The sequence below is a fragment of the Clavibacter michiganensis subsp. insidiosus genome (genome assembly GCF_002240565.1).
GTDB classification, from domain to species: Bacteria; Actinomycetota; Actinomycetes; order Actinomycetales; family Microbacteriaceae; genus Clavibacter; species Clavibacter insidiosus.
Genome location: NZ_MZMO01000001.1, coordinates 835,649 through 862,350 on the forward strand (window position 1 = coordinate 835,649; position 26,702 = coordinate 862,350).

A 26,702-nucleotide genomic window follows, 5' to 3' on the forward strand; every position below is an offset into this window, starting at 1 on the left:
GGGAAAGGCGCCGGGACACCACGGCGCGCGGGTCGCAGTCGCCGCCCGAGTCGACGACGACCGACGGGATCCGTCCATGAGCTCCGACACGCCCCTCCAGCCCGCGCACGAGCAGCCCCCCGGCGGGTTCGCCTCCGTCTCGGTCGCCGCGATCCTCGCCGAGTCCGCTGACCGGCACGCCGACCGCGTCGCCGTGGTCGTCGGCGACGTCTCCACCACCTACCGCGAGCTCTGGGACGAGACGCGGGCCTACGCGGGCGCCCTCCGCGACCGCGGGGTGGGCGAGGGCACGCGCGTCGCGATGCTCATCCCGAACGTCGCCGACTTCCCCCGCGTGTACTACGCGGTGCTCGCGCTCGGCGGCGTGGTCGTGCCCGTGCACGCGCTGCTGAAGGCCGAGGAGATCGCGTACGTGCTGCGCGACTCGGGATCCGCGCTCCTGGTGTGCGCCGGACCGCTGCTCGAGCAGGGCGGGAAGGGCGCGGTGCTCGCGGACGTGCCCGTCATCAGCGTGCTCGTGCCGGCCTCCTCCGAGGGCGGACCCGAGCGCCTGGAGGAGCTCGCGCGGGCCGCGACGCCGATCCGCACCTACGTGCCGCGCCGGCCGTCCGACACCGCGACGATCCTCTACACCTCGGGCACCACGGGGCAGCCGAAGGGCGCGGAGGGCTGCCACCTCGCGCTCGTGATGCAGGTCGACGTGCTGCTGCTCGACACCTTCGACCTGCGCGCGGGCGACCGGATCCTGGGCTGCCTGCCCCTGTTCCACACCTTCGGGCAGACCTGCACCATGAACGCGTCGTTCCGCGCGGGCGCGACCATCGTGATGGTGCCGCGCTTCGACGGCGACGCGGCCCTCGCGCTCATGGTCGAGCACGACACGCAGGTCTTCATGGGCGTGCCGACCATGTACTTCGCGCTGCTGGCCGCCGCCGCCCGGAACCCCGCGCGGCCGGCCCTGCGCTACGCCATCTCGGGCGGCGCCGCGCTCCCGGTGGCCGCGATCGACGCGTTCCGGGAGGCGTTCTCCGCCGAGATCCACGAGGGATACGGGCTCACGGAGACCTCGCCCGTCGCGTCGTTCAACCACGTGGGGCTGCCGGCCCGGCCGGGCACCGTCGGGAAGCCGATCTGGGGCGTGCAGATCGAGATCGCCGATCCCGAGCGCGAGGACCGCGTCGAGCTCCTCGAGCGCGGCGTGCTCGGCGAGATCGTGATCCGCGGCCACAACCTCATGAACGGCTACCTGCACCGGCCGGAGGACACGGCCCGCGCGATCGTCGACGGCTGGTTCCGCACGGGCGACCTCGGCACCATCGACGACGAGGGCTACATCCGCGTGGTCGACCGGACGAAGGACATGATCCTGCGCAACGGCTACAACGTGTACCCGCGCGAGGTCGAGGAGGTGCTCGCCCGGCACCCCGACGTGGCGCAGTGCGCCGTGTTCGGCGTCGCGCACGAGCTGCACGGCCAGGAGGTGGCGGCGGCGATCGTGGTGCGCGCCGACGCCGAGGTGGATCCGGCCGAGGTGATCGCGTTCCTCCGCGAGCGCATCGCCTCGTACAAGTACCCTCGACGCGTGGAGATCGTGGATGCGCTGCCCCTCGGGCCCAGCGGGAAGGTGCTGAAGCGCGAGCTCGTCGACCGGTTCGGGGCGTGAGCGGCGCCGTCCTCCGCACGCCCATCCCGTCGGTGGCGATGGGCGACGGCGTCCCCATCCCGCAGTTCGGCGTCGGCACCTACAAGGTGTCGGACGGAGATGCCGAGCGGATCGTCGCGGAGGCGCTCGAGGTCGGCTACCGGCACGTCGACACCGCGGCCATGTACGGCAACGAGGAGGGCGTCGGGCGGGCGATCCGCGCGTCCGGCATCCCGCGCGACGAGCTGTTCGTCACCACCAAGGTCTGGAACGACGACCACGGGCGCGCGCGGGCGGCCGAGGCGATGCGCCGGAGCCTCGACAGGCTGGGCCTGCCCGCGGTCGACCTGATCCTCATCCACTGGCCCGCCGCCGAGCGCGGCCTCTACGTCGAGACGTGGGAGGCGCTCGCCCAGGCGCGCGAGGAGGGGATCACCCGCTCCATCGGCGTCTCCAACTTCCTCGTGCCGCACCTCCAGGCGCTGGATGCCGCGGGGCTCCCGGCACCCGCGGTCGACCAGATCGAGCTGCACCCGCGGCACCAGCAGCGGGAGACCACGGCGTACCTGGCCGAGCACGGGATCGCCGTCCAGGCGTGGAGCCCGCTCGCCCGCGGCGCCGTCGCCGACGCACCGGTCGTGCGCGACGCCGCCCTGGCCCACGGGAGGACGGACGCGCAGGTCGTGCTGCGCTGGCACGTGCAGCGCGGCACGATCGTCTTCCCGAAGACCACGCGGCGCGAGCGGCTCGTCGAGAACGCGGACGTCTTCGACTTCGCGCTGACCGACGAGGAGATGGCCGGGATCACCGCGCTCGAGGCGGCCGGACGCGTCGGCAGCCACCCCGACCAGGTGGTCTGACCGGGGCGCTCCCGAGCAGCACGGGCGTGTCACCTCGGCCGGGTACGGTGTCCGTCATGTCCCAGCACCGCATCCGCACGCGCCTCAAGTCCGTGGTCGCCCGGGGCGTCGCGCCCCTCGGCGCGCATGCCGGTGGAGGGGCGTCGCGCGCGCGGGCCGAGCGGGAGGCCGACGGCGCAGCCGACCCCACGGGTGCGCGCCGCCCGAGCCTCGTCGACAACGGCGTGTACGTGGACGGCTGCCGCGTCGCCTCGCCCGCCACGCTCGCCGACACGTTCCGCGAGCTCGACGAGCGCCCCGAGGCCATGGCGTGGATCGGCCTCTACCGGCCCACGGTCGAGGAGCTGCAGGCGCTCGCCGAGGAGTTCGACCTGCACGAGCTCGCGGTGGAGGACGCGGTCCAGGCCCACCAGCGGCCCAAGACCGAGCGCTACAGCTCCACCCTCTTCACGGTGCTGCGCGCCGCCCGCTACGTGGACGACCGCGAGGAGGTGGAGTTCGGCGAGCTGCACGTGTTCCTCGGCCGCAACTTCGTGATCACCGTCCGGCACGCGGAGTCGCCCGACCTCTCCGCCATCCGCACGCGCATGCAGGAGCGGCCCGAGCTCCTCTCGCACGGGCCGCAGTCGGTGCTGTACGCGATCCTCGACGCCGTCGTCGACGGGTACGCGCCCGTCGTCACGGGCCTCGCCAACGACATCGACGAGATCGAGGACCAGGTGTTCGACGGGGATCCGGCCGTGTCCCGCCGCATCTACGAGCTCAGCCGCGAGGTCATCGACTTCCAGCGCGCGGTGCGCCCGCTCGGCGGCATGCTGCAGCAGCTGCAGGCGGGATCCGGCAAGTACGAGGTGAGCGAGGACCTCCAGCAGGCGCTCCGCGACGTGGCCGACCACGTCATCGTCGTGAACGAGCGCGTGGAGGAGTTCCGCGTCCTGCTGCGGGACATCCTCACCGTGAACTCGACGCTCGTCGGCCAGCGCCAGAACGAGGAGATGCGCGAGCTGAGCGAGTCGAGCAACCGGCAGAGCGTGGAGACCCGCAAGATCTCCGGCTGGGCGGCCATCCTCTTCGCGCCCACGCTCGTCTCGAGCGTCTACGGCATGAACTTCGACATCATGCCGGAGCTGCACTGGGACTGGGGCTACCCGTTCTCGCTGGTGCTCATGCTCGGCGTCAGCGGCGTGCTCTACGGCATCTTCCGCAAGCGCGACTGGATCTGACGCCCGGCCCGCCGCCGGCCGGACGCCGCCGGCTGCCCCGCGCGTAGCGTGGACGCATGCCCAACCGCCTCGCCGACGCCGTCAGCCCGTACCTCCTCAGCCACGCGGACAACCCGGTCGACTGGCGGCCGTGGGGCGAGGAGGCGTTCGCCGAGGCCCGTCGCCGGGACGTGCCCGTGCTCGTCTCGGTCGGCTACTCGACCTGCCACTGGTGCCACGTCATGGCGCGCGAGACCTTCTCGGATCCCGCGCTCGCCGCCGCGCTGAACGAGCGGTTCGTCGCGATCAAGGTCGATCGCGAGGAGCACCCCGAGGTGGACGCGGCGCTCATCACCGCGGCCGGCGCCTTCACGGATCAGCTCGGCTGGCCCCTCAACGTCTTCACGACGCCCGAGGGCCGCACCTTCCACGCGGGCACCTACTCGCCGCCCGAGCCGCGCGCCGGGCACCCGTCGTTCCGGCAGGTGCTCGATGCCGTCGCCGACGCCTGGACCACCCGGCGCGACCAGGTGGAGCAGGGCGCGGGGCAGCTGAGCGCCGCGATCCGCGAGGCCTCCGAGCGCGGATCCGTCGCCTCGCCCCTGCCCGACGCCGCCGCCCTCGACCGGGTCGCCGCCGAGCTCGGCGGCTTCGAGGACCCCGAGCACGGCGGGTTCGGATCCGCGCCCAAGTTCCCCGTCGCGCCCGTCGTGCTGCTGCTCGACACGCTCGCGACCTCGGGGGCGCTCGCTCCCGAGCGCGCCGCGGCGACCGGCGCGCTCGTCCGCCGCACGCTCGACGCGATGGCCGGATCCGACCTGCGCGATCCCGTGGAGGGCGGGTTCTTCCGCTACTCCACGCGCCGCGACTGGTCCGAGCCGCACTACGAGCGGATGCTCTACGACAATGCCCTGCTCCTCGACGCCTACGCGCGCGCCGGGGACGAGGGGATCGCTGGCGGGATCGGCGCGTTCCTCACGACCACGCTCCGACGCGGGTCCGGCGGGTTCGCGTCGGCGCAGGACTCCGAGAGCACGGTCGGCGGGCGCCGCGTCGAGGGCGGATACTACGCGCTGGATGCGGCCGGGCGCGCGGCCGAGGAACCGCCCGCGGTCGACGGCAAGGTGCTCACCGGCTGGAACGGGCTCGCGATCGGCGCGCTCGCCCGGGCGGGCCGCGCGTTCGACCGGCCCGCGTGGATCGACGCGGCCCGCGCCGCCGCCGACATGCTGCTCGCGGAGCACGTGCGCGCCGACGGATCCCTCGTGCGCGCCTCGATCGACGGGCGGGTCTCGCCCGCGGTCGCGACGCTCGAGGACCACGGGATGCTCGCCGACGGGCTCCTCGCGCTCGCGCTCGCGACGGGCGAGGTCGCGTACGCGCTGCGGGCCCGCGGGATCGTGGACGCGCTCATCGCCGCGGCCGATGCCGGCGCGCAGCCCGCCGCCGGGCAGCCCGGACCGGGGGAGCCGCAGCCCGGCTCCGCGGGATTCCGTGTGCCGACGGGCGCGGATCCGGTGCTCGCGGGCTTCGGCCTCGACCTCGCGTCCGACCCGTCCGAGGGCGCGTACCCGTCGGGTCTCACCGCGGCGTCGTCGGCCGCGCGCGTGCTCGGGCGGCTGACGGCGGATCCGCGCTACGAGCGGGCGGCCCGCGCCGCGCTCGCGACGGTCGCGGCGGGCGGGGCCACCCGGCCGATCGCGTTCGGCGGCGCGCTCGAGCAGGCGGCGGCGATCGAGGCGGCCGGCCGGCAGCTCGTCGTGGTGCTGCCGGACCGGGCGGAGGCCGGCGACGACCCGCTCGCGGCGACCGCGCACGCGCTGATCCGCCCGCCGCACGTGTCGCTCGTGGTCACGGAGACGGCCGCGCGCGCGTGGGCCGACGCGGGCTTCGAGCTGCTCGCGGACCGGGCAGCGGGATCCACCGCCACCGCCTACCTGTGCGCCGACTTCGTCTGCCACCTCCCGGTGACCACGGCCGACGCGCTGCGGGCCCAGCTGGCCGACGCGGGCGCTAGGTGTACCCGGCCATGACGTTGGTGACACTTCGGGGCGTGTGAGGAGGCCTCCTGGCTTGATGGAGCTGTCTAGTTCTGCCACTGCCAGGAGGCCTCGATGTCCCACGCTAATGCTCGTCTGACGGTTCACGGGAGGGTTCTCCTCGTGCGGCGGGTGGTCGAGGATCGTCGGCCGGTCTCGCATGTCGCGCGCGAACTCGGTGTGTCGCGTCAGTGCGCGCATCGGTGGGTGAATCGGTTCCGGTCCGAGGGTTTCGAAGGCTTGTCGGACCGGTCCTCGAGGCCGAGACGGGTGCCGACGAGGACGAGCCCGGAACGAGAACGAGCCGTCGTGGAAGCGAGGACCCGATTGCGATCAGGTCCTGCCCGGTTGGCGCCGGTGACCGGTGTTCCAGCCCGCACGATCTCCCGCGTCCTGCGGCGGCACGGGGCACCGCCGTTGGCATGGTTGGACCCCGTCACCGGGGCCGTGATCCGGGCATCCCGGTCGATGGCAAACCGGTACGAGCATGAGCATCCCGGCGACCTGATCCACGTCGACGTGAAGAAGCTCGGCCGGATCCCGGACGGCGGCGGCTGGCGGGCGCATGGCCGCAGCGAACAGGTTCGTGGTCGTGGGATCGGGTTCGATTACGTCCACGCCGTGGTCGATGACCACACCCGCCTCGCCTACGCGGAGATCCACCCGGACGAGAAGGGCGTGACCGCGGCAGGGTTCCTGACCCGGGCCGCGGCGTACTTCGCCGAGCACGGCATCACCCGCATCGAACGGGTCCTGACGGACAACGCGTTCGCCTACCGGCACTCGGCCGCGTTCCAGAACGCGGTCACGCAGCTCGGTGCGAGGCAGAAGTTCATCCGCCCGCACTGCCCCTGGCAGAACGGCAAGGTCGAACGCTTCAACCGCACCCTCGCGACCGAGTGGGCCTACCGGCAACCCTTCACCAGCAACCAAGCCAGAACCGACGCCCTTGATCCGTGGATCCAGCACTACAACACTGAACGAATCCACTCGAGCCACGGGCTGACGCCCGCGGCCCGAGTGTCACCAACGTGATGACTCAGTACACCTAGCCCAGCGCCGCCTCCGCCTCCGAGGCGCCCGCCGCCACGGCGACCACGGCCTCGCGCCCGGCGTGCGCCACCCGCACGCCTCCCGCGAACGCCGTGACGCGCACGCGACCCTCCGCGTCCGTCCGCAGGGTGCTCGGCGCGAGCCGCCACTCCTCGCGGATCAGCCGGCGGAGCGCGTCGTACGACGGCTTCGGCGTGCCGTCCGCGCGCACCAGGCCGCCAGGCGCGCCCAACCACATGCCGTCGTCGGTGAGGCCCCAGTAGGTGATGGCCGCGACGGCCGGGTGCCCGACGAGCGAGCGGTAGTGGCGCTCGATCTCCTCGGCCTGCCGCTCCTCGCCCGCGGGCGTGGACGGCCAGCTCTCCACCCGGAAGTCGTTGAGGTCGGTGATCTCGGGCGGCATCGGGTCGCCCGAGAGCAGCGTCGTCTCCGTCATGTGGATCGGCAGGCCGAAGCGCGCGAACCGGTCGACGATCCCGAGCACCTCCCCCTCGCCGCGGTACCCCTGGTGCATGTGCGTCTGCAGCCCGATCGCGTCCACCGGGATCCCCGCGCCCAGCACCTCCTCGATGAGCTCCTCGTAGGCGGGCGACAGGTCGAAGTCGTTGAGCACGAGCGTCGCGGCCGGGTCCGCCGCGCGCGCCTCCTCGAACGCCATGCGCACCATCGCGAGCCGGCCGCGCGCCGCCGCGAGCCGCGTGATCCCGTTGTCCTCCCGGTCGAACACCGGCATGATCACGGCCTCGTTGATGGCGTCCCACGTGTCGATCAGCCCCGCGAACGCACCCACGTCGCGCCGGATCCGCTCCCGCTGCACGCGCTCCACCTCGTCGAGCGGCAGGTCGAGCAGCCACGGCGCGGTGACGGTGTGCCAGACGAGCGGGTGCCCCTTCACGTCCACGCCGCGCTCGCGCAGCCAGCGCGCGGTCGTGAGCAGCCGCTCGGTGTCCGGCCTCCCGCGCACGGGCTCGAACCGGCCCCAGTAGAAGGGGAGCGTCGCCGTGTCGAACACGTCGAGCCACTGCTCGGCCAGCAGCTCCAGCCCCTCGAGGCGCGCGCCGCCGAAGGTCTCGATGCCCGCCTCCCCGGGATCCGTCTCGCCGTTCGCGAGCGGGATGAGGTCGAAGCCGATGTTGCCGAACGCGATGTCCTGGCTCGCCTGCTCCACCACCACGTCCGCGTGCGCGAGCGGCTGCCCGTCCGCGCCGCGCACCGTGATCACCGCATCCGCGCGGCGGGCGTCGGGGATCGCGGTCGGGCGTCGCCCGGTGGTCGACGGGTCGGATGGCGTGGCGGGCATGGCTCCCTCTCGAGGGGTCGGCGCCACGCGCCCGGCACCCGCGCGCCGCGAGGCGGGAGGGGAGGCGGGCCGCGAGCGGATGCGTCGGTGCGGTCATCGCGGAACGTACGCGGGCCGCGCGACGGGCGTCCACCGTGCCCCGGATGTCCGCAACCTTTCCCCCTCCGCGACGGGTGGGGAGGGGCGGCCGCGGGCGTAGCGTGCACGCAGGGCGCGGATCCGACCGGCGCCCCCGCTTCGATGACGAGGACCCCCGTGACCGCACACGCCGCCCGCCTGTCCGTGCTCTACCTCGGCGGGACGGGCACCATCAGCGCCGCCTGCGTCCGGGCCTCCGTCGCCGCCGGGATGGACGTCACGGTCGTCAACCGCGGCGCCGACGCCAAGGGGCGCGGCACGCCCGCGGGCGTCACGACCCGCGTCGCCGACGTCCAGGATCCGGCCGCCCTCCTCGCCGCGATCGGCGACCGCACCTACGACGCCGTCGTCGACTTCCTCTCCTTCGACGCCGCGGGCGCCGACCGCCGCGTGGAGCTGTTCGCCGGCCGCACCCGTCAGTTCGTGGCCATCAGCTCGGCGTCGATCTACCGCAAGCCCGCGCTCCAGACGCCCATCACCGAGTCGACGCTCCGCGCGAACCTGTTCCTCTCCTACGCGCGCGACAAGATCGCCATGGAGGACGCCTTCCTCCGGCACCACGCCGCGAGCGGCTTCCCGGTCGTCATCGTCCGCCCGTCGCACACCTACGACGAGGCGAGCCCGCCGCTCGCGGGCGACTGGACGGTCGTCGACCGCATCGCGCGCGGCGACGAGGTCGTGGTCCCGGGCGACGGCACCTCGCTCTGGACGCTCACGCACGCGGACGACTTCGCGGTCGGCCTCGTCGGGATCCTCGGCGACGAGCGCGCGGTGGGCGAGGCCCTGCACATCACGAGCGACGACGTCTCCACGTGGGACCGGATCCACCACCTCGTCGCCGACGCGCTCGGCGTCGAGGCGCGGCTGGTGCACGTGCCCGCCGAGCAGTTCCCGATCGTCGAGCCCGACTGGGGTTGGTCGGAGCTGGTCCTCGGCGACCTCTCGCACAGCGCCGTGTTCGACACGACGCGGATCCGCCGGCTCGTGCCCGCGTTCCAGCCGCGGATCCCGTTCCACCTCGCGGTCCGCGGCATCGGCGCGTGGCGGGCGGGGCACCCCGAGCTCACGCGGCCGGACGCGGACACCGACCGCCGGATCCAGCGCCTCGTCGACGCGAAGCACGCCGCCGACGCCGCCTACCGGGCGGCCGCGGCGGGCTGACGCGCGCCGCTAGCGGGCGGCGACCGCGGGCCGGGCCGCGACCCGCCCGGTCCACCCGGCGCGGGCGCGGGCGACGAGCGTCACGACGACGACCGCGGCGGCCGCCACGAGCGCGGCCACGGCGGCCGGCGTCGAGAGCAGCTCGCCCGTGAGGCGCCCGACGGCGACCCAGGCCAGGCCCCAGGCGATCGCCGCGGAGGGCGCCAGCCGTCCGCCGTCGCGGAGCGCGAGCACCGCGCCGACGACGCCGGCGACCGCGAGCAGCGCGACCGCCCACACGTCGCGCCCGGTGGTGCCCGGCTGGAGGCCCGACGCCGTGAGGATCGAAGCGATGTTCGCGATCGACGCGACGCTCACCCAGCCGAGGTAGAGGCCCATGGTGCCGTCGAGCACGATGCCCTCGACGACGCCCCGCGGCCGCGACGTCATCAGCGCGCGGAATACCCACATCAGCGTCGCGAGCAGCGCGACGATGACGACGCCGCTCAGCACGAGGAACCCTGCCTGCGCGGTGAGGATCCACACGGCGTTGAGCACGAGGGTGACGGCCACGGGGTAGCCGACCCGGCGCTGCCGCTCGTCGGCGCGCTGGGCGGGGAGCGCCTGCCAGATCGTGTACGCGACGAGGCCGAGGTAGATCAGGCTCCAGATCGAGAACGCGGGGCCGGCCGGGGCGACGGGCGTGTAGCTCGCGCTGAGGGCGCCGCTCGACGCGTTCTGGATGCTCTCGTCGCTGAACGCGCCCGAGCCGAACGCGGATCCGATGATCGCGAACGCCATGCTCGAGATGACGACGATCTGCCGGACGATGTCCTTCACGGTGCCCATGCTGCCTGCTCCTCTACGATGGGAAAGTCAGCAGGCGGATAGTAAGCCTGCTGACGATCACTGTAGCAGGAGGAGTGCCGTGCAGGACGACGAGCTCGCCAGCTGGCCCACCGGGCGGCTGCTGTCCACGGCCGCGCGCGCGGTCGAGCACGCCTGGTCGGAGGCGCTCGCGGGCCTCGGGGTCACGCACGCGGGCCTCATCGCGCTGCACCTGCTGCGCGACGGGCCGCTCAGCCAGATCCAGCTCGCCCGCTCCGCGCACGTCGAGACGCAGACCATGTCGCGCACGCTCGAGCGGCTGGAGCGGGAGGGGCTCGTGTCGCGCGCCCCGGATCCCGCCGACCGCCGCCGCCACGTCGTCGCCCGCACCGAGGCCGGCGCCGAGGCGTGGGAGCGCGCGCAGGCGCTCGAGCAGGACGTCGTCCCCGAGCCCGCCCGCTCGGAGGACATGCGCCGGGGCCTCATCGACGTGATCCGCGCCGCCCGCCCGGCGCCCGCCGCCGAGGCGTCCGAGACGCGGGCGCCCGCCGCCGCTCCGGGGCGCGCCCGATGACCCGCCCCGCGGATCCCGTCGACCCCCACGCGCCCGACCTCCCCGGCCGCGCCGTCATCCGCCAGGTCTGGAGCGACCTGGCCTTCGTGCACTGGCGCGTGGACCCGGCGCTCGTCGCCCCGCTCCTCCCGCCGGGCACGCGCCCCGACGTGCACGACGGATCCAGCTGGGTCGGCCTCATCCCGTTCGTCCTGTCGCGCAGCGCCTTCCCGCCGCTGCCGGCCGTGCCGTGGGCCGGCACGTTCGCCGAGCTCAACGTGCGCCTCTACAGCGTCGGCGACGACGGCCGCCGCGGCGTGGTCTTCCGCTCGCTGGAGGCCGCGAAGCTCCTGCCCGTGATCGGCGCGCGCGTCGGCCTCGGCCTGCCGTACATGTGGGCGTCGATGACGCACGAGGAGCACGACGGCGTCGTCACGTACACGTCCCGGCGGCACACGGGCTCCCGCCCGTCGTCGCGGCTGTCCGTGCGCCCGCTCGGCGAGGAGGTGGTGGGGGATCCGCTCGCCGACTTCCTCACCGCCCGCTGGGGCATGCACGTGGCCCGCGGCGGCGTCACGCGCTACTGGCCGAACACGCACGACGCGTGGACCCTGCAGCGCGCCGAGCTGGTGGACCTCGACGACGAGCTGGTCGCCGCCGCGGGCCTCCCCGGCATCGTGGACCGCGCGCCCGACTCCGTGCTGTTCTCCCGCGGCGTCCGCACCGAGTTCGCCGGGCCGCTCCGTCCGCGCGCCTAGCTGTACCCGGCCATGACGTTGGTGACACTTCGGGGCGTGTGAGGAGGCCTCCTGGCTTGATGGAGCTGTCTAGTTCTGCCACTGCCAGGAGGCCTCGATGTCCCACGCTAATGCTCGTCTGACGGTTCACGGGAGGGTTCTCCTCGTGCGGCGGGTGGTCGAGGATCGTCGGCCGGTCTCGCATGTCGCGCGCGAACTCGGTGTGTCGCGTCAGTGCGCGCATCGGTGGGTGAATCGGTTCCGGTCCGAGGGTTTCGAAGGCTTGTCGGACCGGTCCTCGAGGCCGAGACGGGTGCCGACGAGGACGAGCCCGGAACGAGAACGAGCCGTCGTGGAAGCGAGGACCCGATTGCGATCAGGTCCTGCCCGGTTGGCGCCGGTGACCGGTGTTCCAGCCCGCACGATCTCCCGCGTCCTGCGGCGGCACGGGGCACCGCCGTTGGCATGGTTGGACCCCGTCACCGGGGCCGTGATCCGGGCATCCCGGTCGACGGCAAACCGGTACGAGCATGAGCATCCCGGCGACCTGATCCACGTCGACGTGAAGAAGCTCGGCCGGATCCCGGACGGCGGCGGCTGGCGGGCGCATGGCCGCAGCGAACAGGTTCGTGGTCGTGGGATCGGGTTCGATTACGTCCACGCCGTGGTCGATGACCACACCCGCCTCGCCTACGCGGAGATCCACCCGGACGAGAAGGGCGTGACCGCGGCAGGGTTCCTGACCCGGGCCGCGGCGTACTTCGCCGAGCACGGCATCACCCGCATCGAACGGGTCCTGACGGACAACGCGTTCGCCTACCGGCACTCGGCCGCGTTCCAGAACGCGGTCACGCAGCTCGGTGCGAGGCAGAAGTTCATCCGCCCGCACTGCCCCTGGCAGAACGGCAAGGTCGAACGCTTCAACCGCACCCTCGCGACCGAGTGGGCCTACCGGCAACCCTTCACCAGCAACCAAGCCAGAACCGACGCCCTTGATCCGTGGATCCAGCACTACAACACTGAACGAATCCACTCGAGCCACGGGCTGACGCCCGCGGCCCGAGTGTCACCAACGTGATGACTCAGTACACCTAGCGCTCCGTCCGGCGACCGCCGTCCTCCGCCTGCGCGCCTACCGCTGCCCGCGCGGCGTCCGCGTCGACCGCGTCCGCCCGCCCGACAGCTCGTCGATCGTCAGGGCGGCGCTCACCAGCGCGAGGTGGCTGAGCCCCTGCGGCAGGTTGCCGAGGAACGCGTGGTCGTCGGCGTCGATCATCTCGGAGTACAGGCCGACGTCGTTGCCGAGCTCGACCAGCTGGTCCATGAGCTCCCGCGCCTCGTCCATCCGGCCGACGCACGCGTAGGCGCCCGCGAGCCAGAACGCGCACGCCGTGAACGTGCCCTCCTCCTCGGGCATGCCGGAGTAGCGGTACAGCAGCGGCCCGCGGCCGAGCTCGGAGCGCAGCGCGTCGAGCGTGCGGGACATGCGCTCGCCGCGGTCGAAGCCGGAGATCGAGTGCAGCAGGATGCTCGCGTCGAGCCGCTGGCTGCCGGGGTGCATGACGTACGCGCCACGCCCCTCGTCCCAGCACTCCTCCTCGACCCAGGTGCGGATGCGGTCGCGCTCGGCGCGCCACCGGTCCGGCACCCCGGGGATCTGGCCGAGCTCCGCGAGCTCGACGGCGCAGTCGAGCGCCTGCCAGCAGCCGAGCTTCGAGGTCGTGTAGTGCTGCTCGTCCTCGAGCTCCCACATGCCGGCGTCGCGCTTCTGCCACATGTCGCACGTGCGGTCGGCGAAGGTCGCGAGGAGGCGGCCGGTGTCCGCGTCGAGCACGTTGCCGTCGCGGACGTACGTCCGCACCACGTCGAACAGGTCGCCGAAGACGCCGAGCTGCAGCTGCGACTGCGCGTCGTTGCCGTCCACGACGGGGCCGACGCCGCGCCACCCCGGCACCTCGGGGTTCGCGCTGCCCTCGGGCACGCCGCCCTCGAGGGAGTAGAAGACGTGGAGGTCGGGGCCGTTGTCGCGGATCGTGCGGAGCATCCACGACACCGCCGCGTGCGTCTCCTCGCGCAGGCCGAACTTCACGAGCGCGTTCACCGTGTACGCGAGGTCGCGCACCCAGGCGAAGCGGTAGTCCCAGTTCTTGCCGCCGCCCAAGCGCTCGGGCAGCGATGTCGTCGCGGCCGCGGCGATGGATCCGGTGGGCGCGTGCACGAGCAGCTTGAGCGCGAGGGCGCTGCGCTGCACGGCCTCGGCCCACTCGCCCTCGTAGCGGAACTCGGCGCTCCAGCCCTCCCAGTTGCGGATGGTGCGGTCGATGCCCTCGTCCACGATCTCCGGGTTCGGGATCCGCACGGGCTCCCGCTCGGTCCCCACCATCGTGAGGACGTGGCGCGACCCCTCCTTCGTGGTGAACGCGCCGGCCAGCGACTGCGTGCCGGGCTCGGCGGGTCCGTGGTCGAGGCCGACGACCGCGAGCGTCACGCCGTCCACGCGGATCACGGGGCCGTTGTGCGTCGACTGCACCCAGGGCGACGAGGTCCCGAGCGCCGTGCCGGGCGCGACGAGCCAGCTCATCGCGACCTCGCCCGTGATCCCCTCGATCCGGCGACCGAGCTCGGACCACGGCAGCCGCCCGGCGACGCCCGTGACGAGCGCGTCGGTCACGCGCACGCTGCCGGACGCGGTGGTGAACGTGGTGGTGAGGACGTTGGTGCCGGGCACGTAGGCCCGCGTCACCTCGAAGTCCTCGTCGGGCCGCAGCGTGATCCGGCCGCCGTGCGGGGCGTCGAGGATCGCGGCGAACGCGGGCGGCGTGTGCAGGTTCGGCAGCGGCAGCCAGTCGATGTCGCCGTCCTCCGCGATGAGCGCGACGGTGCGCCCGTCCCCGATGGCGGCGTAGCTGCGGAGCGCGACGTAGCCGTCGATGCGCTCGGGTGCGGGGCGGGATGCGGGCGTGGCCATGGGACTCCAGTCGACGCCGGTAGGAGGGCACCGACCCCTCCAGTATCCCCGGGTGGCCTCCGCGCGTCCCGACCGTGACCGGCTGCGGACACGACGCGCCGGCCAATCGTTCCTCCTCCGCGCTCCGAATACCGCCGATGTGCCCGGAGCCCACCCGAACGGTTCCGGTCGCGGCCCGTCGGACAGCGTCGTCCGCGCGGGTCTCCGCCCGATCGCGATCCGGGCCAGGCTGGATCCATGACGCACCTCGAGGCCGTGCGCGGCGACATCACCCGGCAGGACGTCGACGCGATCGTGAACGCGGCGAACTCGTCGCTGCTCGGCGGCGGGGGAGTGGATGGCGCGATCCACCGCGCGGCCGGTCCCGAGCTGCTCGCCGCCTGCCGCCGCATCCGCTCCGAGGAGCTCCCGGACGGTCTGCCCGCCGGCGACGCGGTCGGGACGCCCGGCTTCCGCCTGCCCGCACGCCACGTGATCCACACGGTCGGCCCCGTGTGGTCGCGGTCGGAGGACCGCACGGCGGTGCTCGCGAGCGCGTACCGCCGGTCGATCGAGGTGGCGGCGTCGCTCGGCTTGCGCAGCGTCGCCCTCCCCGCGGTCTCGGCCGGCGTCTACGGCTGGCCGGTCGACGACGCCGCGCGCGTGGCGGTGGCCGCGGTGCGCGAGGCGCTCGCCGTCGGCGCGGGCGACGGGATCCAGCTGGTGCGCTTCGTCCTGTTCTCGGACCAGGTGCTCGCGGCCTTCGCGGCGGCGCTCGCATCCGACGCCTGAGCCCCTCGACGGCCTGAGCCGACCCGGGGAAGAGCAACGCCGGCCCTCACGTCTGTGACGGGGACCGGCGAGATGGTGCCTGGACGCGGCGTCGATCCGCGGACCTTTCGATTTTCAGTCGAACGCTCTACCAACTGAGCTACCCAGGCGAGCGGGCGGCTTGCGAGAAGACGCCCACATCGGACAGAAGCCCTCTCGTGAGAGAGGGCTCATATCCGTGGCGACCCTGACGGGACTTGAACCCGCGACCTCCGCCGTGACAGGGCGGCACGCTAACCAGCTGCGCTACAGGGCCTTGCGTGTCGATCACATTGCCTGGTGACCCCAACGGGATTCGAACCCGTGTTAACGCCGTGAAAGGGCGCCGTCCTAGGCCACTAAACGATGGGGCCGCTCGCCCTGGCGGACCAGGTCTCGCAGCAACCGACACGTCAGCATAACCGCACTCCGGGCGAGGACTCAAATCGGCCCTCCCGTCGCGGTCGTCCGCCGCGCGGCCATGCGGATCGGGCGGCGTGTCGGCTCCTCGCGCAGGGGCTCCGTGGCCGGCTCGTCCGCGCCCTCTTCGGCCTCCTGCCAGGTTCGCGACACGGCCAGCGCGCTGCCCCGGCGGCACCCTTCCGCGGGGTTAGCCTTCGGTCGACCCTCCCGGGGAGGAGATCCTCAGCGTGGATCCCCGCATCGGCGCGCTGTGCGCCGCGCACCCCCGTTGCTACTGTGAGAGCCGGTGAAGGCGTGACGGATGTGATCCGCGCTCCCCGCCGGCCCTGCAGGGAGACACAGCCGGCCAGCCGGGCGACACGATGATCGGGATCACCATGCACCATGACCTCCTCCGGAGCGCGCGCCCCTCGGGCGCCCGACGATCGCGCCCGCGCGGCCGCCGCAGCCTGCAGGCCATCGTCGCCATCGCCGCCGTGCTCCTCACCGGGTCGATCGCGGCTCCCGCCCACGCCGACACCTTCGCCTCGTGGGACGACGTGCAGAAGGCGCGCGGCGACGAGCAGGCGCAGCAGACGCTCGTGCAGCGGATCAACGACGAGATCGCGTCCCTCCAGCAGAAGGTCAGCGACGCGCAGGACCTCGTGACGAAGCGCGGCAAGGAGCACGACAAGGCGCAGCAGGATGCCGACGACAAGTACGAGGACACCGTCCAGCTGCAGGCGAAGGTCGACGCGGCGGATGCGAAGGCCACGAAGTCGCAGGAGCAGGCCGCGGGCCTCGCCAAGCAGCTGATGCGCTCCGGCGGCCAGAACCTCTCCGGCACCCTCCTCCTCAGCGAGGGCGACGGCACGGACGACCTCCTCGACAAGCTCGGCACCATGAGCAAGGTGGCCGAGAAGTCCGACCAGATCTACGCGGTCGCCCTGCAGGACCGCAACGCCGCGAAGTCGCTCAGCGACCAGGCGCAGGTCGCGCTCACCGAGCTCGACGCGCTGAAGGCGAAGGCCGAGCAGCTCCTCGCCGACGCCGCGCAGGCGCAGGCCGACCTGGAGCAGGCGCTCGAGGACCAGAGCGCGCAGAAGGCCGACGCCGACGCGAGGCTCGCGGTCATGGCGGAGAACCGCGAGGCCACCGAGGACGACTACCAGGCCGGGGTCCGGAAGCGCCAGGCCGACGCGGACGCGCTGGCCGCCAGCCAGGGCAGCGCGGGCGGCGACGTCTCACCCGGTGCGATCAGCGGCACCGGCTGGACCGCCCCGCTCCCGGGCGCGAACACGAGCGGCTACTACGGCCCGCGCTTCCACCCCATCTACCAGCGCATGATCTTCCACGCCGGCGAGGACCTCGTGCGCGGCTACAGCTGCGGCGAGACCCAGTACGCGGCGCATGCCGGCACCGTCGTCTTCGCCGGACGCAACGGCGGCTACGGCAACTACATCCGCATCGACCACGGCGGCGGCGTCTCCTCGGCGTACGGCCACATCATGGACGGCGGCACGCTCGTGCGGAACGGCCAGCAGGTCGTCGCCGGTCAGCCCATCGCCCGCACGGGGACGACGGGCGGCTCCACCGGGTGCCACCTCCACTTCGAGATCCGCATCAACGGGAACCCCGCCGATCCGGTGGCGTTCATGCACGGCCAGGGCGTCTCCATCACCAGTACGCATTGACATGAGGAACGACATGAACCACCTCCGCCCGACCACGGTCGTCATCTCCACGATCGCCGTGGGGGTGATCGCGGTGTCCAGCGGCGTCGCCGCCCAGACCGCGTTCGCCGCGACCGACTACCCCTCGTGGGCCGACGTGCAGGCGGCGAAGGCGAACCAGGCCGACACGCAGGCGGCCATCGACCGGGTGACCGAGCTCGTCACCGGGCTGCAGGAGTCGGCTGACCAGTCGAACAAGGCCGCGCTGATCGCGGGAGAGAAGTACGCCGAGGCGCAGGCCGCGCGCGACGCGAAGGCCGACGACCTCGCGCGCCTGCAGAAGAAGGCCGACGAGGCGCAGGCCACGGCCCTCACGAGCCGGATGCGCGCCGGGCTCCTCGCGAGCCACCTCGCGCGGGCGGGCGGCCAGGACATCACGGCGAGCCTCTTCTCCTCCGACGGCGACGACGCGGATGAGCTGCTGCGCTCGCTCGGCACCATGACGAAGCTGTCCGAGAGCACGCAGTCCGTGTACCAGCAGGCGCTCGCGGACCGCAACAGCGCCGCGTCGCTGAGCGACCAGGCGCAGGTCGCGAAGGACGAGCTCGCCCGGCTCGCGGACGAGGCCCAGAAGGCGCTCGACGAGGCGAACTCCGCCGCCGCGACCGCCCAGGCCGCGGTCACCGAGCAGACGCGCAACAGCGACCAGCTCATCGCGCAGCTGGCGCTCCTCAAGGACTCCACCTCGGAGATCGAGGCGCAGTACATCCAGGGCATCACCCAGCCGCCGATCCCCGCGGCCGTGGCCGCACCGGCGGCGTCCTCGGGCGGCTCGGGCGGCGGTGGATCCTCGTCGGGCGGCGGTTCGTCGTCCGGTGGCGGATCCTCGTCCGGCGGTGGCGGATCCTCGTCGGGCGGCGGTGCGAGCGCGCCGGCCCCCGGACCGCAGCAGCCGTCGCGTCCCGCGCCCGGTCCGGCTCCGGCGCCCGCCCCGGCACCTGCCCCCGCCCCGTCCGGCAACGCCGCGCAGGTCGCGATCTCGTTCGCGAAGGCCCAGCTCGGCGAGTCCTACATCCTCGGCGGCGCGGGCCCGAACGTGTGGGACTGCTCGGGCCTCGTGATGATGGCGTACGGCGCGGCGGGCATCGACGTCGGCAGCCACTCGGTGAGCAGCCAGTACAACACCATGCAGGCCCGAGGCCGCCTCGTGCCGTTCTCGCAGCGCCAGGCCGGCGACATCATCTTCTGGAACGACGGCAGCGGCTTCTACCACGACGCCATCTCGCTCGGCGGGAACACCATCATCGCGGCGCCGAAGCCCGGCGACGTGGTGAAGATCCAGGGCCTCTGGGGCGGCAGCGACATCATGCCGTATGTCGGCCGACCCGGCTGATCCGCTCCGCCGGCCCATCCCGGCCCGGTCGCGACGACGCCCGCCTCACCGCATCGGATGCGGGGGCGGGCGTCGTCGTGTCCGGCGTGCGGACTCAGCGGGTGACGCGGATCAGGCGTCCTCCTCCGGCTCGCCGCCGTGGCCGTCGCCCTCGGCCTGGAGCTTCTCGAAGCCGGCCTGCACGATGCGCTCGGCCTCGGCCGCGTCGCCCCAGCCCTCCGTCTTGACCCACTTGCCGGGCTCGAGGTCCTTGTAGTGCTCGAAGAAGTGCTCGATCTCGTTGCGCGTCTGCTGCGGCACGTCGTCGATGTCCTGGATGTGCGCCCAGCGCGGGTCCTTCGCGGGGACGGCGATGACCTTGGAGTCGATGCCGGCCTCGTCGCTCATGTTGAACACGCCCACGGGACGGACGGCGACGCCGACGCCGGGGAAGACCGGGTACTCGAGGAGCACGAGCACGTCGACGGGGTCGCCGTCGAGGCCGAGGGTGTTCTCGAAGTAGCCGTAGTCGGTGGGGTAGACGAACGACGTGAAGAGCACGCGGTCGAGGTACACGCGGCCCGTCTCGTGGTCGACCTCGTACTTGTTGCGGGACCCCTTGGGGATTTCGACGACGACGTCGTAGCTGGCCATGCGCGTGCTCCTCGTGGTTCTGACGTGGGCGGGATGCTGCCATAACGTTAGTGGATGCCCTCCGAGCGCCCCCGTCTCACCCCCGCCGTCGCGGACCTCAGGCGGGCGGTCCGCGAGGCGCTCGCGGGGCTCGACCCCTCCTCGTCCGGTCCCGTCCTCGTCGCGCTGTCCGGCGGCGCCGACTCGCTCGCGCTGGCTGCCGCGGCCGCCTTCGAGGGCCCCCGCGCGGGCGTCGCCGTGGGCGTCGTCGTCGTCGACCACGGGCTGCAGGAGGGATCCGCCGCGGTCGCCGCCCGGGCCGCCGACGCCGCGCGCGCCCTCGGCCTCGCGCCGGTCGTCGTGACGCGCGTGCGGGTGGATCCCGGAGCGTCCGGTCCTGAGGCCGCCGCCCGCGCCGCCCGGTACGCGGCCTTCGACGACGCGCTCCGGGAGACCGGATCCCGCGCGCTGCTCCTCGCCCACACCCTCGACGACCAGGCCGAGACCGTGCTGCTCGGGCTGGCGCGGGGATCCGGCGCGGCGAGCCTGCACGGCATGGCCGGGTCGACGCCCGCGCGCGCGGCCGACGCCGTCTACCTGCGGCCGCTGCTCGGGATCCGCGCGGCCGTCACCCGCGCCGCGTGCGCCGACCAGGGCCTCGACCCGTGGCAGGACCCGCACAACGTGGACACCGCCTATGCCCGCGTGCGCGTCCGCCACGACGTGCTGCCCGTGCTCGAGCGCGAGCTCGGCCCCGGCATCGCGGAGGCCCTCGCCCGCACGGCCGACCAGCTGCGCGAGGACGACGACGCGCTCGAGCACTTCGCCGCGGAGATGATCGAGGAGATCGCCGACCACGCCGAGGCCGGCATCTCCCTCGAGATCGCGTCCCTACGGGCCGCGCCGCCCGCGCTCCGGCACCGGCTCATCCGCCTCGCCGCGCGCGAGGAGTTCGCGGCGCACCTCTCGCGGACGCACGTCCTGGAGGTCGCGCGGCTCGTCACCGACTGGCACGGGCAGGGGGCGGTCGACCTGCCGGGCGTTAGGGTCGTACGCAAGGACGAGCTCATCGTCCTCAGCGCCAGGACGACGGAAGAGTGACATGAGATCCACCGACATCGCCGACGACCTGACCGAGGTCCTCCACACCGAGGAGGAGATCCACGGCCGCATCGCCGAGATGTGCCGCGAGATCGAGCGCGACAACCCGGGGGAGGAGCTGCTCCTCGTCGGCGTGCTCAAGGGCGCGGTCATGGTCATGGCCGACCTCGCGCGCGAGCTCGAGCTGCCGATCCACATGGACTGGATGGCGGTCAGCTCCTACGGCTCCGGCACCAAGTCGAGCGGCGTCGTCCGCATCCTCAAGGACCTCGACGCCGACCTCACCGGTCGCCGCGTGCTCATCGTCGAGGACATCATCGACTCCGGCCTCACGCTCTCCTGGCTGCTCGCGAACCTGCGCTCGCGCGGGGCCGCGAGCGTCGAGGTGTGCGCCCTGCTGCGCAAGCCCGAGGCCGCGAAGATCGCGGTCGACGTCAAGTACGTGGGCTTCGAGATCCCGGACGACTTCGTGGTCGGGTACGGCCTCGACTACGCGGAGCGGTACCGCAACCTCCGCGACGTGGCGGTCCTCGCGCCGCACGTCTACAGCTGAGCCGCCCCGCTCCTCTTATCCGCCTCAATGCCGGCGCACGTTCGGCTGGCGGCGAACACCGCGGCCACGCTCAGACGGCCGCTTGTATCCTCGAGACATCTCGTCGCCGTACGGCGCGGCACGGGCAGAAAGGTGTCGGGCCCGCGCCCCTACGCTCATGAACTTCAAGAAACTCCTCCGCAGCCCGATCCTGATCGTCGTCCTCGCCATCGTCGTGGTGTCGGTGGGCTTCAGCCTCATCACGGGATCCGGCTACAAGACCATCACCACGCAGCACGGCCTCGAGCTGATCCAGGACGGCAAGGTCGCCTCCGCCAAGATCATCGACGGCGAGCAGCGCGTGGACCTCACGCTCGCGAGCGCCGACGGCGACAACGGCACCATGGTGCAGTTCAACTACGTCGCGCAGCGCGGCGGCGAGATCGTCTCCGCCATCACGGCCGCGAACCCCGCCGAGGGCTTCGACGACCAGGTGCCGCAGCCGAGCTGGCTGCTCTCGGCGTTCAGCATCCTGCTGCCGCTCCTGCTCATCGGCTTCTTCATCTGGATCATGTTCTCCGGCATGCAGGGCGGCGGGAACCGCGTCATGCAGTTCGGCAAGTCGAAGGCGAAGCTCGCCTCCAAGGACTCCCCGAAGGTGACGTTCGCCGACGTCGCCGGGTCGGACGAGGCCATCGAGGAGCTCGAGGAGATCAAGGACTTCCTCAAGGAGCCCGCCAAGTTCCAGGCCGTCGGCGCCCGCATCCCCAAGGGCGTGCTGCTCTACGGCCCTCCCGGCACCGGCAAGACCCTGCTCGCTCGCGCCGTCGCGGGCGAGGCGGGCGTGCCCTTCTACTCGATCTCCGGATCCGACTTCGTCGAGATGTTCGTGGGCGTCGGCGCGAGCCGCGTGCGCGACCTGTTCGAGCAGGCCAAGCAGAACGCGCCGGCCATCATCTTCGTCGACGAGATCGACGCGGTCGGCCGCCACCGCGGCGCCGGCGTCGGCGGCGGCAACGACGAGCGCGAGCAGACCCTCAACCAGCTCCTGGTGGAGATGGACGGCTTCGACGTCAAGACCAACGTCATCCTCATCGCGGCCACCAACCGGCCCGACGTGCTCGACCCCGCGCTCCTGCGCCCCGGCCGCTTCGACCGCCAGATCGGCGTCGACGCCCCGGACCTGCAGGGCCGCAAGCAGATCCTCGAGGTGCACGGGCGCGGCAAGCCGCTCGCCGCGGGCGTCGACCTCGAGGTCCTGGCGCGGAAGACGCCCGGCTTCACGGGAGCCGACCTCGCCAACGTCCTCAACGAGGCCGCGCTCCTCACCGCGCGCTCCAACGCGCAGCTCATCGACGACCGCGCGCTCGACGAGGCCGTCGACCGCGTGATGGCCGGCCCCCAGCGCCGCAGCCGCATCATGCGCGACCACGAGAAGCTCATCACCGCGTACCACGAGGGCGGCCACGCGCTCGCGGCGGCGGCGATGAACAACACGGATCCCGTCACGAAGGTCACGATCCTGCCGCGCGGCCGCGCCCTCGGCTACACGATGGTGCTGCCGCTCGAGGACAAGTACTCCGTCACCCGCAACGAGCTGCTCGACCAGCTGACCTACGCCATGGGCGGCCGCGTCGCGGAGGAGATCGTGTTCCACGACCCCACCACGGGCGCGTCGAACGACATCGAGAAGGCCACGTCCACGGCCCGACGCATGGTCACCGAGTACGGCATGAGCGCCAAGGTCGGATCCGTGAAGCTCGGCTCCAGCTCGGGCGAGCCCTTCCTCGGCCGCGAGCTCGGCGGCGGACGCGACTACTCGGAGGACATGGCCCTCACGGTCGACGCCGAGGTGCGGAAGCTCCTCGACGGCGCGCACGACGAGGCGTGGCAGGTCATCAACGACAACCGCGACGTGCTCGACCGCCTCGCCACCGAGCTGCTCGAGAAGGAGACGCTCGACCACGACCAGCTCGCGGCGATCTTCGCGGACGTCAAGAAGCTGCCGCCGCGCCCGCAGTGGCTCTCGAGCGACAAGCGCCCGCTGTCCGACCTGCCTCCCGTGCCCATGCCGCAGAAGGCGCCCATCGACCAGGGCGTCGTCGACGGCGCGGTCGACTCGGAGCCGCCGGTCGGCAAGCCGAAGCGCTCGCCCTTCCCGCGTCCCGCGACGGCCTGATCCGGTGGGCGTCGACCGGGCGCGCATCGAGGCGGCCGTGGCCGAGCTGATCCTCGCCATCGGCGAGGACCCGGGCCGGGAAGGCCTCGCGACCACCCCGGCGCGGGTCGCCGAGGCGTACGGCGAGTTCTTCGCGGGCGTGGGCACGGATCCGCTCCGCCACCTGCGCGAGACCTTCCCGCTGCCGGAGACGGACGCGGCGCCGCAGCCCGTGATCGTCACGGGCATCGCGTTCCGCTCCATCTGCGAGCACCACCTGCTGCCCTTCACCGGCGTCGCGCACCTGGCCTACGTGCCGGGGGAGCGGATCGTCGGCCTCGGCCGGCTGCCGCGCGTGGTCGACGACCTCGCCTCCCGCCCGCAGATGCAGGAGCGGCTGGGGGAGCAGATCGCCGAGGCCCTCGAGCACGGTCTCGGGGCGCGCGGCGTGGCCGTCATCCTCGACGCCACGCACGGCTGCGTCACCGCGCGTGGCACCCGCCAGGCCGGCAGCACGACCATCACCATCGCGGCGCGCGGATCCCTCGCCGAGCCCGCGGCGCGCGCCGAGGTGCTCGCGCTGCTGCCCGCCTCGGGCGGCCGAGCGTGACCGTGGGCGCCCCCCGCACGCTCGTGATGGGGATCCTCAACGCGACGCCCGACTCCTTCAGCGACGGCGGCCGGCACCTCGCGCTCGACGACGCCCTCGCGCACGCCCGGCAGATGGTCGCGGCGGGCGCCGAGCTCGTGGACGTGGGCGGGGAGTCCACCCGCCCGGGCGCGCTCCGCGTCGACGCCGACGAGGAGCTCGCGCGGGTGCTCCCCGTGATCCGGGAGCTCGCCGCCGAGGGGATCGCCGTGAGCGTCGACACCATGCGCGCCGCGACCGCCGAGGCGTGCGTCGCGGCGGGGGCGCGGATCGTCAACGACGTGTCCGGGGGCCTCGCGGATCCGCGGATGGCCGCGGTCGTCGCGGGCGCCGGCGTCGACTACGTGGCCATGCACTGGCGCGGGCACAGCGACACCATGGCGGCGCGAGCGACCTACGCCGACACGGTCGGCGAGGTGCGCGACGAGCTCGCCGCCCGCGTCGACGCCCTCGTGGCCGCCGGGGTGGATCCCGCCCGCATCGCCGTCGACCCCGGCCTCGGCTTCGCGAAGGACGCCGCGCACGACTGGCAGCTCCTCGGCGCCCTCGACGCGTTCACGGGCCTCGGCCACCGCGTGCTCGTGGGCGCCTCCCGCAAGCGCTTCCTCGGGCGGCTGCTGCCGGACGGCGCTGCCGTCGAGGAGCGCGACGTGCCGACCGCGGTCGTCAGCGCCCTGTCCGCGCGCGCCGGGGCGTGGGCCGTCCGCGTGCACGACGTCACCTCCACCCGCGCCGCGCTCGCGGTCGAGGAGGCGTGGGCGCGGGGGCGCGCCGAGGCCGTCGCCGCCGCATCCGCCGGGCCGTCGGCCGCCGCCGGTCTGTCAGAGTAGGAGCATGAGCGCCGTGAGCCAGGACCGTGTCGTCGTCTCCCCGCAGGCGGTGCTCGTGCGCATCGCGGTCGCCGCGCTCATCGCCTCCGTGATCCTCGGTGCCGGGCTCACCTTCCCGGCCGACATCGCCGCCGGCGCGGGCGCGGGAGTGGTGATCGCCAAGGTCGTGGCCGTGGTGCTCGGGCTGCTCGGATCCCTCGGCGCCGCCTACGCGTCCGTCGTGCTGCTGTCGCCCGTCCTCACCACGATCGGCGCCGCGCTGTGGCCGGTCGCCGTCGCGCTGCTCGGCACGGCGCTCGGGATCGTCGGCGCGCTGCCGTTCTCCTCCGCCGCGGTCGAGGGCGACGCGTCGAACGCCGTCCTCGGGCTCGTGGCGGCGGTGCTCGCCGTGCTCGGGATCGCCGCGGCCATCGGGTGGGCCGTCGTCCAGCGCCGCGTCGCACGGCTCGCGGCCACCGCCCGCCGGGTCACCGAGACCGGCCGCCGCACCTCCGCGATCGTGACCGCCGTGCAGCGCCTCGACGGATCCGGCGACGCCGTCCGCGCGCGCCTCACCGTCGCGTTCACCGACGGCGAGGGCCGCGACCACCACGTCACGCGCACCGTCACCACGGCCGACCGGCTGCTCCCCGCCGTCGGCGGCAAGCTGCCCCTCTGGTACGACCCGGCCGACCCGGGCGACCTCCTGTCCATCGTCGTGGGCCGCTCATGGTGACGCCCGTCCCCGCCGACCGCATCCTGCTCACCGGCCTCCGCGTGCACGCCCACCACGGCGTGTTCGCCGAGGAGCGCCGCGACGGCCAGCCGTTCGTGATCGACCTCGAGGTCGCGCTCGACCTCGCGCCCGCCGGCGTCAGCGACGAGCTGGGCCGCACGCTGCACTACGGCGAGCTGGCCGAGGAGGTCGCCGCGGCGGTCGGGCGGGATCCCGTCGACCTCATCGAGACCGTCGCCGAGCGCGTCGCGGCCGTCGTGCTCGCGCATCCCGTCGCCCGGTCGGTGCGCGTCACCGTGCACAAGCCGGACGCGCCCATCTCCGTGCCGTTCGACGACGTGGCCGTCGTGATCGAGCGGGCGTCCGCGCTGCCGGCGCCGGGGGAGACCGTGCGCGCGGTCGTGGCCGTGGGATCCAACCTCGGCGACCGGCGGGCGACCATCGAGCGCGCGCTGGCGGGCATCGACGAGGTGCCCGGCCTCCGCGTCGTGCGCACGTCGGATCTCGTGGAGTCCGTCGCCGTGACCGCCGACGGGGAGGACCCGACGAAGCCCGGCTACCTCAACGGCGTCGCGCTGGTGGACTCCGGGCTCGGCCCGCACGCGCTGCTGGACGCGCTGTCCGCGATCGAGCGCGACCTCGGCCGCGTGCGCGCCGAGCGCTGGGGCGACCGCACGATCGACCTCGACGTCGTCGCGTACGGCGACGCGCGGATCCACGACGAGCGCCTCACGCTCCCGCACCCGCGCGCCGCCGAGCGCGCCTTCGTGCTCGGACCCTGGCTGCAGGCGCATCCCGACGCGGAGCTGCCCGGCCGAGGCCGCGTCGACGCGCTGCTCGCGGCGCTCGCGCAGGCCGCCTCCGCCGACGACGACCGCGCGGAGGCGACCCCGTGACCCGCACGCGCTCCACCACCCTCATCGCCCTGCTCATCGCGGGCGCGGCCGTCGGCTGGTTCGCCGAGAACGCGCTCGTCGTGAGCGGACGCGCGCTCCTGATCCCGCCGCTCACGCTCGGCGCGACGCTCCTCATCGTCGGGATCGTGCTGCTCGCGCTCGCCCGCCCCATCCGCCGCTCGACGCTCGGCCGCACGCCCGGCCGCGTCGATCCCTTCCGCGCCACGCGCGTGGTGCTCCTCGCCAAGGCGTCGGCGCTCGCGGGCGCGCTGCTCACCGGGATCACCGGGGGAGTGCTGGCCTTCGTGCTGGCCCGGCCCGTGCTGCCCGGCGCGTCCTCGGTCGGGCTCGCGGTGGCCGGTACGGTGGGAGCCGTCGTCCTCCTCGTCGCCGGGCTGGTCGCCGAGCACTGGTGCACGGTCCCGCCCGACGACCGGGACGACTCGCGCCCCGGGGATCCGGCGCGCGAGCTCTCGTAGGACCCCGTGGCAC

24 protein-coding genes and 3 tRNA genes are annotated in these 26,702 nt (G+C 73.5%); 20 read left to right on the plus strand and 7 right to left on the minus strand.

The annotated features are described in order from the left end of the window. The first annotated feature begins 76 nt into the window (after window positions 1–76). The 5 genes from B5P21_RS04325 to B5P21_RS04345 all read left to right on the plus strand — a co-directional run bounded on the left by B5P21_RS04325 (window position 77) and on the right by B5P21_RS04345 (window position 6,778). The gene (locus B5P21_RS04325; protein WP_045529022.1) at window positions 77–1,663 is read left to right on the plus strand and encodes a long-chain-fatty-acid--CoA ligase; all 1,587 of its coding nucleotides are present in this window, start codon (window positions 77–79) and stop codon (window positions 1,661–1,663) included. Continuing rightward, on the plus strand, window positions 1,660–2,502 hold the full coding sequence (locus B5P21_RS04330; RefSeq protein ID WP_045529021.1) for an aldo/keto reductase: 843 nt from the start codon (window positions 1,660–1,662) through the stop codon (window positions 2,500–2,502). Before B5P21_RS04325 ends, B5P21_RS04330 begins: the two co-directional genes overlap by 4 nt. Before the next feature lie 47 nt (window positions 2,503–2,549). Continuing rightward, a complete protein-coding gene (locus B5P21_RS04335) occupies window positions 2,550–3,725 on the plus strand; it encodes a magnesium and cobalt transport protein CorA (protein ID WP_094170819.1) in 1,176 nt (391 codons plus the stop codon). A 56-nt stretch (window positions 3,726–3,781) separates the two neighbouring features. Next, window positions 3,782–5,737 carry a thioredoxin domain-containing protein gene (locus B5P21_RS04340; RefSeq protein WP_045529019.1) on the plus strand — a complete coding sequence of 652 codons (1,956 nt, stop codon included), beginning with the start codon at window positions 3,782–3,784 and terminating at the stop codon, window positions 5,735–5,737. An 81-nt stretch (window positions 5,738–5,818) separates the two neighbouring features. Beyond that, complete coding sequence (locus B5P21_RS04345) at window positions 5,819–6,778, plus strand: IS481-like element IS1122 family transposase (RefSeq protein WP_094170820.1); 960 nt, start codon at window positions 5,819–5,821, stop codon at window positions 6,776–6,778. A gap of 13 nt (window positions 6,779–6,791) precedes the next feature. Here the strand turns inward: B5P21_RS04345 and B5P21_RS04350 are convergent, their stop codons facing one another. Further along, window positions 6,792–8,096, minus strand: a complete 1,305-nt coding sequence (locus B5P21_RS04350; RefSeq protein WP_045529296.1) for an endo-1,4-beta-xylanase — start codon at window positions 8,094–8,096, stop codon at window positions 6,792–6,794. Window positions 8,097–8,351: 255 nt separating this feature from the next. On the opposite strand from B5P21_RS04350, the gene B5P21_RS04355 reads away from it, so the two are divergent. Then, window positions 8,352–9,395, plus strand: a complete 1,044-nt coding sequence (locus B5P21_RS04355; protein WP_080939332.1) for an NAD-dependent epimerase/dehydratase family protein — start codon at window positions 8,352–8,354, stop codon at window positions 9,393–9,395. Window positions 9,396–9,404: 9 nt separating this feature from the next. Here the strand turns inward: B5P21_RS04355 and B5P21_RS04360 are convergent, their stop codons facing one another. Then, complete coding sequence (locus tag B5P21_RS04360) at window positions 9,405–10,223, minus strand: TspO/MBR family protein (protein ID WP_045529292.1); 819 nt, start codon at window positions 10,221–10,223, stop codon at window positions 9,405–9,407. A 79-nt stretch (window positions 10,224–10,302) separates the two neighbouring features. Here B5P21_RS04360 and B5P21_RS04365 point away from each other — a divergent pair, with 79 nt between their 5' ends. The 3 genes from B5P21_RS04365 to B5P21_RS04375 all read left to right on the plus strand — a co-directional run bounded on the left by B5P21_RS04365 (window position 10,303) and on the right by B5P21_RS04375 (window position 12,570). Next, the gene (locus tag B5P21_RS04365; protein WP_045529290.1) at window positions 10,303–10,776 is read left to right on the plus strand and encodes a MarR family winged helix-turn-helix transcriptional regulator; all 474 of its coding nucleotides are present in this window, start codon (window positions 10,303–10,305) and stop codon (window positions 10,774–10,776) included. Beyond that, the gene (locus B5P21_RS04370) at window positions 10,773–11,513 is read left to right on the plus strand and encodes a YqjF family protein (RefSeq protein ID WP_094170821.1); all 741 of its coding nucleotides are present in this window, start codon (window positions 10,773–10,775) and stop codon (window positions 11,511–11,513) included. Before B5P21_RS04365 ends, B5P21_RS04370 begins: the two co-directional genes overlap by 4 nt. Before the next feature lie 97 nt (window positions 11,514–11,610). After that, window positions 11,611–12,570 carry an IS481-like element IS1122 family transposase gene (locus B5P21_RS04375; protein WP_045527534.1) on the plus strand — a complete coding sequence of 320 codons (960 nt, stop codon included), beginning with the start codon at window positions 11,611–11,613 and terminating at the stop codon, window positions 12,568–12,570. A 54-nt stretch (window positions 12,571–12,624) separates the two neighbouring features. Here B5P21_RS04375 and B5P21_RS04380 read toward each other — a convergent pair whose 3' ends face one another. Continuing rightward, window positions 12,625–14,460: a glycoside hydrolase family 15 protein gene (locus B5P21_RS04380; RefSeq protein ID WP_045529288.1), complete on the minus strand. Its 1,836-nt coding sequence runs from the start codon at window positions 14,458–14,460 to the stop codon at window positions 12,625–12,627. Window positions 14,461–14,697: 237 nt separating this feature from the next. Between B5P21_RS04380 and B5P21_RS04385 the strand changes: the two genes are divergently transcribed. Beyond that, the gene (locus B5P21_RS04385) at window positions 14,698–15,231 is read left to right on the plus strand and encodes an O-acetyl-ADP-ribose deacetylase (RefSeq protein WP_045529286.1); all 534 of its coding nucleotides are present in this window, start codon (window positions 14,698–14,700) and stop codon (window positions 15,229–15,231) included. A 73-nt stretch (window positions 15,232–15,304) separates the two neighbouring features. Here the strand turns inward: B5P21_RS04385 and B5P21_RS04390 are convergent. From B5P21_RS04390 to B5P21_RS04400, 3 genes are all read right to left on the minus strand, one after another. Continuing rightward, window positions 15,305–15,380, minus strand: a tRNA-Phe gene (locus tag B5P21_RS04390). A 69-nt stretch (window positions 15,381–15,449) separates the two neighbouring features. Further along, window positions 15,450–15,526: transfer RNA gene (locus B5P21_RS04395), tRNA-Asp, on the minus strand. 21 nt (window positions 15,527–15,547) lie between these two features. Then, window positions 15,548–15,623, minus strand: a tRNA-Glu gene (locus B5P21_RS04400). Between the two features lie 426 nt (window positions 15,624–16,049). Here B5P21_RS04400 and B5P21_RS04405 point away from each other — a divergent pair. Together B5P21_RS04405 and B5P21_RS04410 are read left to right on the plus strand one after the other, a co-directional pair. After that, window positions 16,050–17,345 carry a M23 family metallopeptidase gene (locus B5P21_RS04405; protein WP_094171390.1) on the plus strand — a complete coding sequence of 432 codons (1,296 nt, stop codon included), beginning with the start codon at window positions 16,050–16,052 and terminating at the stop codon, window positions 17,343–17,345. Between the two features lie 13 nt (window positions 17,346–17,358). Then, window positions 17,359–18,717, plus strand: a complete 1,359-nt coding sequence (locus tag B5P21_RS04410) for a C40 family peptidase (RefSeq protein ID WP_052663232.1) — start codon at window positions 17,359–17,361, stop codon at window positions 18,715–18,717. A gap of 111 nt (window positions 18,718–18,828) precedes the next feature. Here B5P21_RS04410 and ppa read toward each other — a convergent pair whose 3' ends face one another. Further along, window positions 18,829–19,350, minus strand: a complete 522-nt coding sequence (gene ppa / locus B5P21_RS04415) for an inorganic diphosphatase (RefSeq protein WP_045529282.1) — start codon at window positions 19,348–19,350, stop codon at window positions 18,829–18,831. 54 nt (window positions 19,351–19,404) lie between these two features. Here ppa and tilS point away from each other — a divergent pair, with 54 nt between their 5' ends. From tilS to B5P21_RS04455, 8 genes are all read left to right on the plus strand, one after another. Continuing rightward, window positions 19,405–20,430, plus strand: coding sequence for a tRNA lysidine(34) synthetase TilS (tilS, locus tag B5P21_RS04420; protein ID WP_045529280.1), 1,026 nt, complete (start codon window positions 19,405–19,407; stop codon window positions 20,428–20,430). A 1-nt stretch (window position 20,431) separates the two neighbouring features. Beyond that, window positions 20,432–20,983: a hypoxanthine phosphoribosyltransferase gene (gene hpt, locus B5P21_RS04425; protein ID WP_045529278.1), complete on the plus strand. Its 552-nt coding sequence runs from the start codon at window positions 20,432–20,434 to the stop codon at window positions 20,981–20,983. A gap of 157 nt (window positions 20,984–21,140) precedes the next feature. Continuing rightward, entirely contained in the window at window positions 21,141–23,141 is a 2,001-nt protein-coding gene (gene ftsH, locus B5P21_RS04430; RefSeq protein WP_094170822.1) for an ATP-dependent zinc metalloprotease FtsH, read from the plus strand. Window positions 23,142–23,145: 4 nt separating this feature from the next. Next, complete coding sequence (gene folE, locus B5P21_RS04435; protein ID WP_045529275.1) at window positions 23,146–23,730, plus strand: GTP cyclohydrolase I; 585 nt, start codon at window positions 23,146–23,148, stop codon at window positions 23,728–23,730. After that, the gene (folP, locus tag B5P21_RS04440; protein WP_210433761.1) at window positions 23,727–24,599 is read left to right on the plus strand and encodes a dihydropteroate synthase; all 873 of its coding nucleotides are present in this window, start codon (window positions 23,727–23,729) and stop codon (window positions 24,597–24,599) included. Before folE ends, folP begins: the two co-directional genes overlap by 4 nt. Before the next feature lie 4 nt (window positions 24,600–24,603). Then, window positions 24,604–25,314, plus strand: coding sequence for a DUF3592 domain-containing protein (locus tag B5P21_RS04445; RefSeq protein WP_045529274.1), 711 nt, complete (start codon window positions 24,604–24,606; stop codon window positions 25,312–25,314). After that, window positions 25,308–26,210 (plus strand): 2-amino-4-hydroxy-6-hydroxymethyldihydropteridine diphosphokinase, encoded by a 903-nt coding sequence (folK, locus tag B5P21_RS04450; RefSeq protein ID WP_045529273.1) that lies wholly within the window; start codon window positions 25,308–25,310, stop codon window positions 26,208–26,210. Before B5P21_RS04445 ends, folK begins: the two co-directional genes overlap by 7 nt. After that, a complete protein-coding gene (locus tag B5P21_RS04455) occupies window positions 26,207–26,689 on the plus strand; it encodes a DUF3180 domain-containing protein (RefSeq protein ID WP_045529272.1) in 483 nt (160 codons plus the stop codon). Before folK ends, B5P21_RS04455 begins: the two co-directional genes overlap by 4 nt. Window positions 26,690–26,702: the final 13 nt, after the last annotated feature.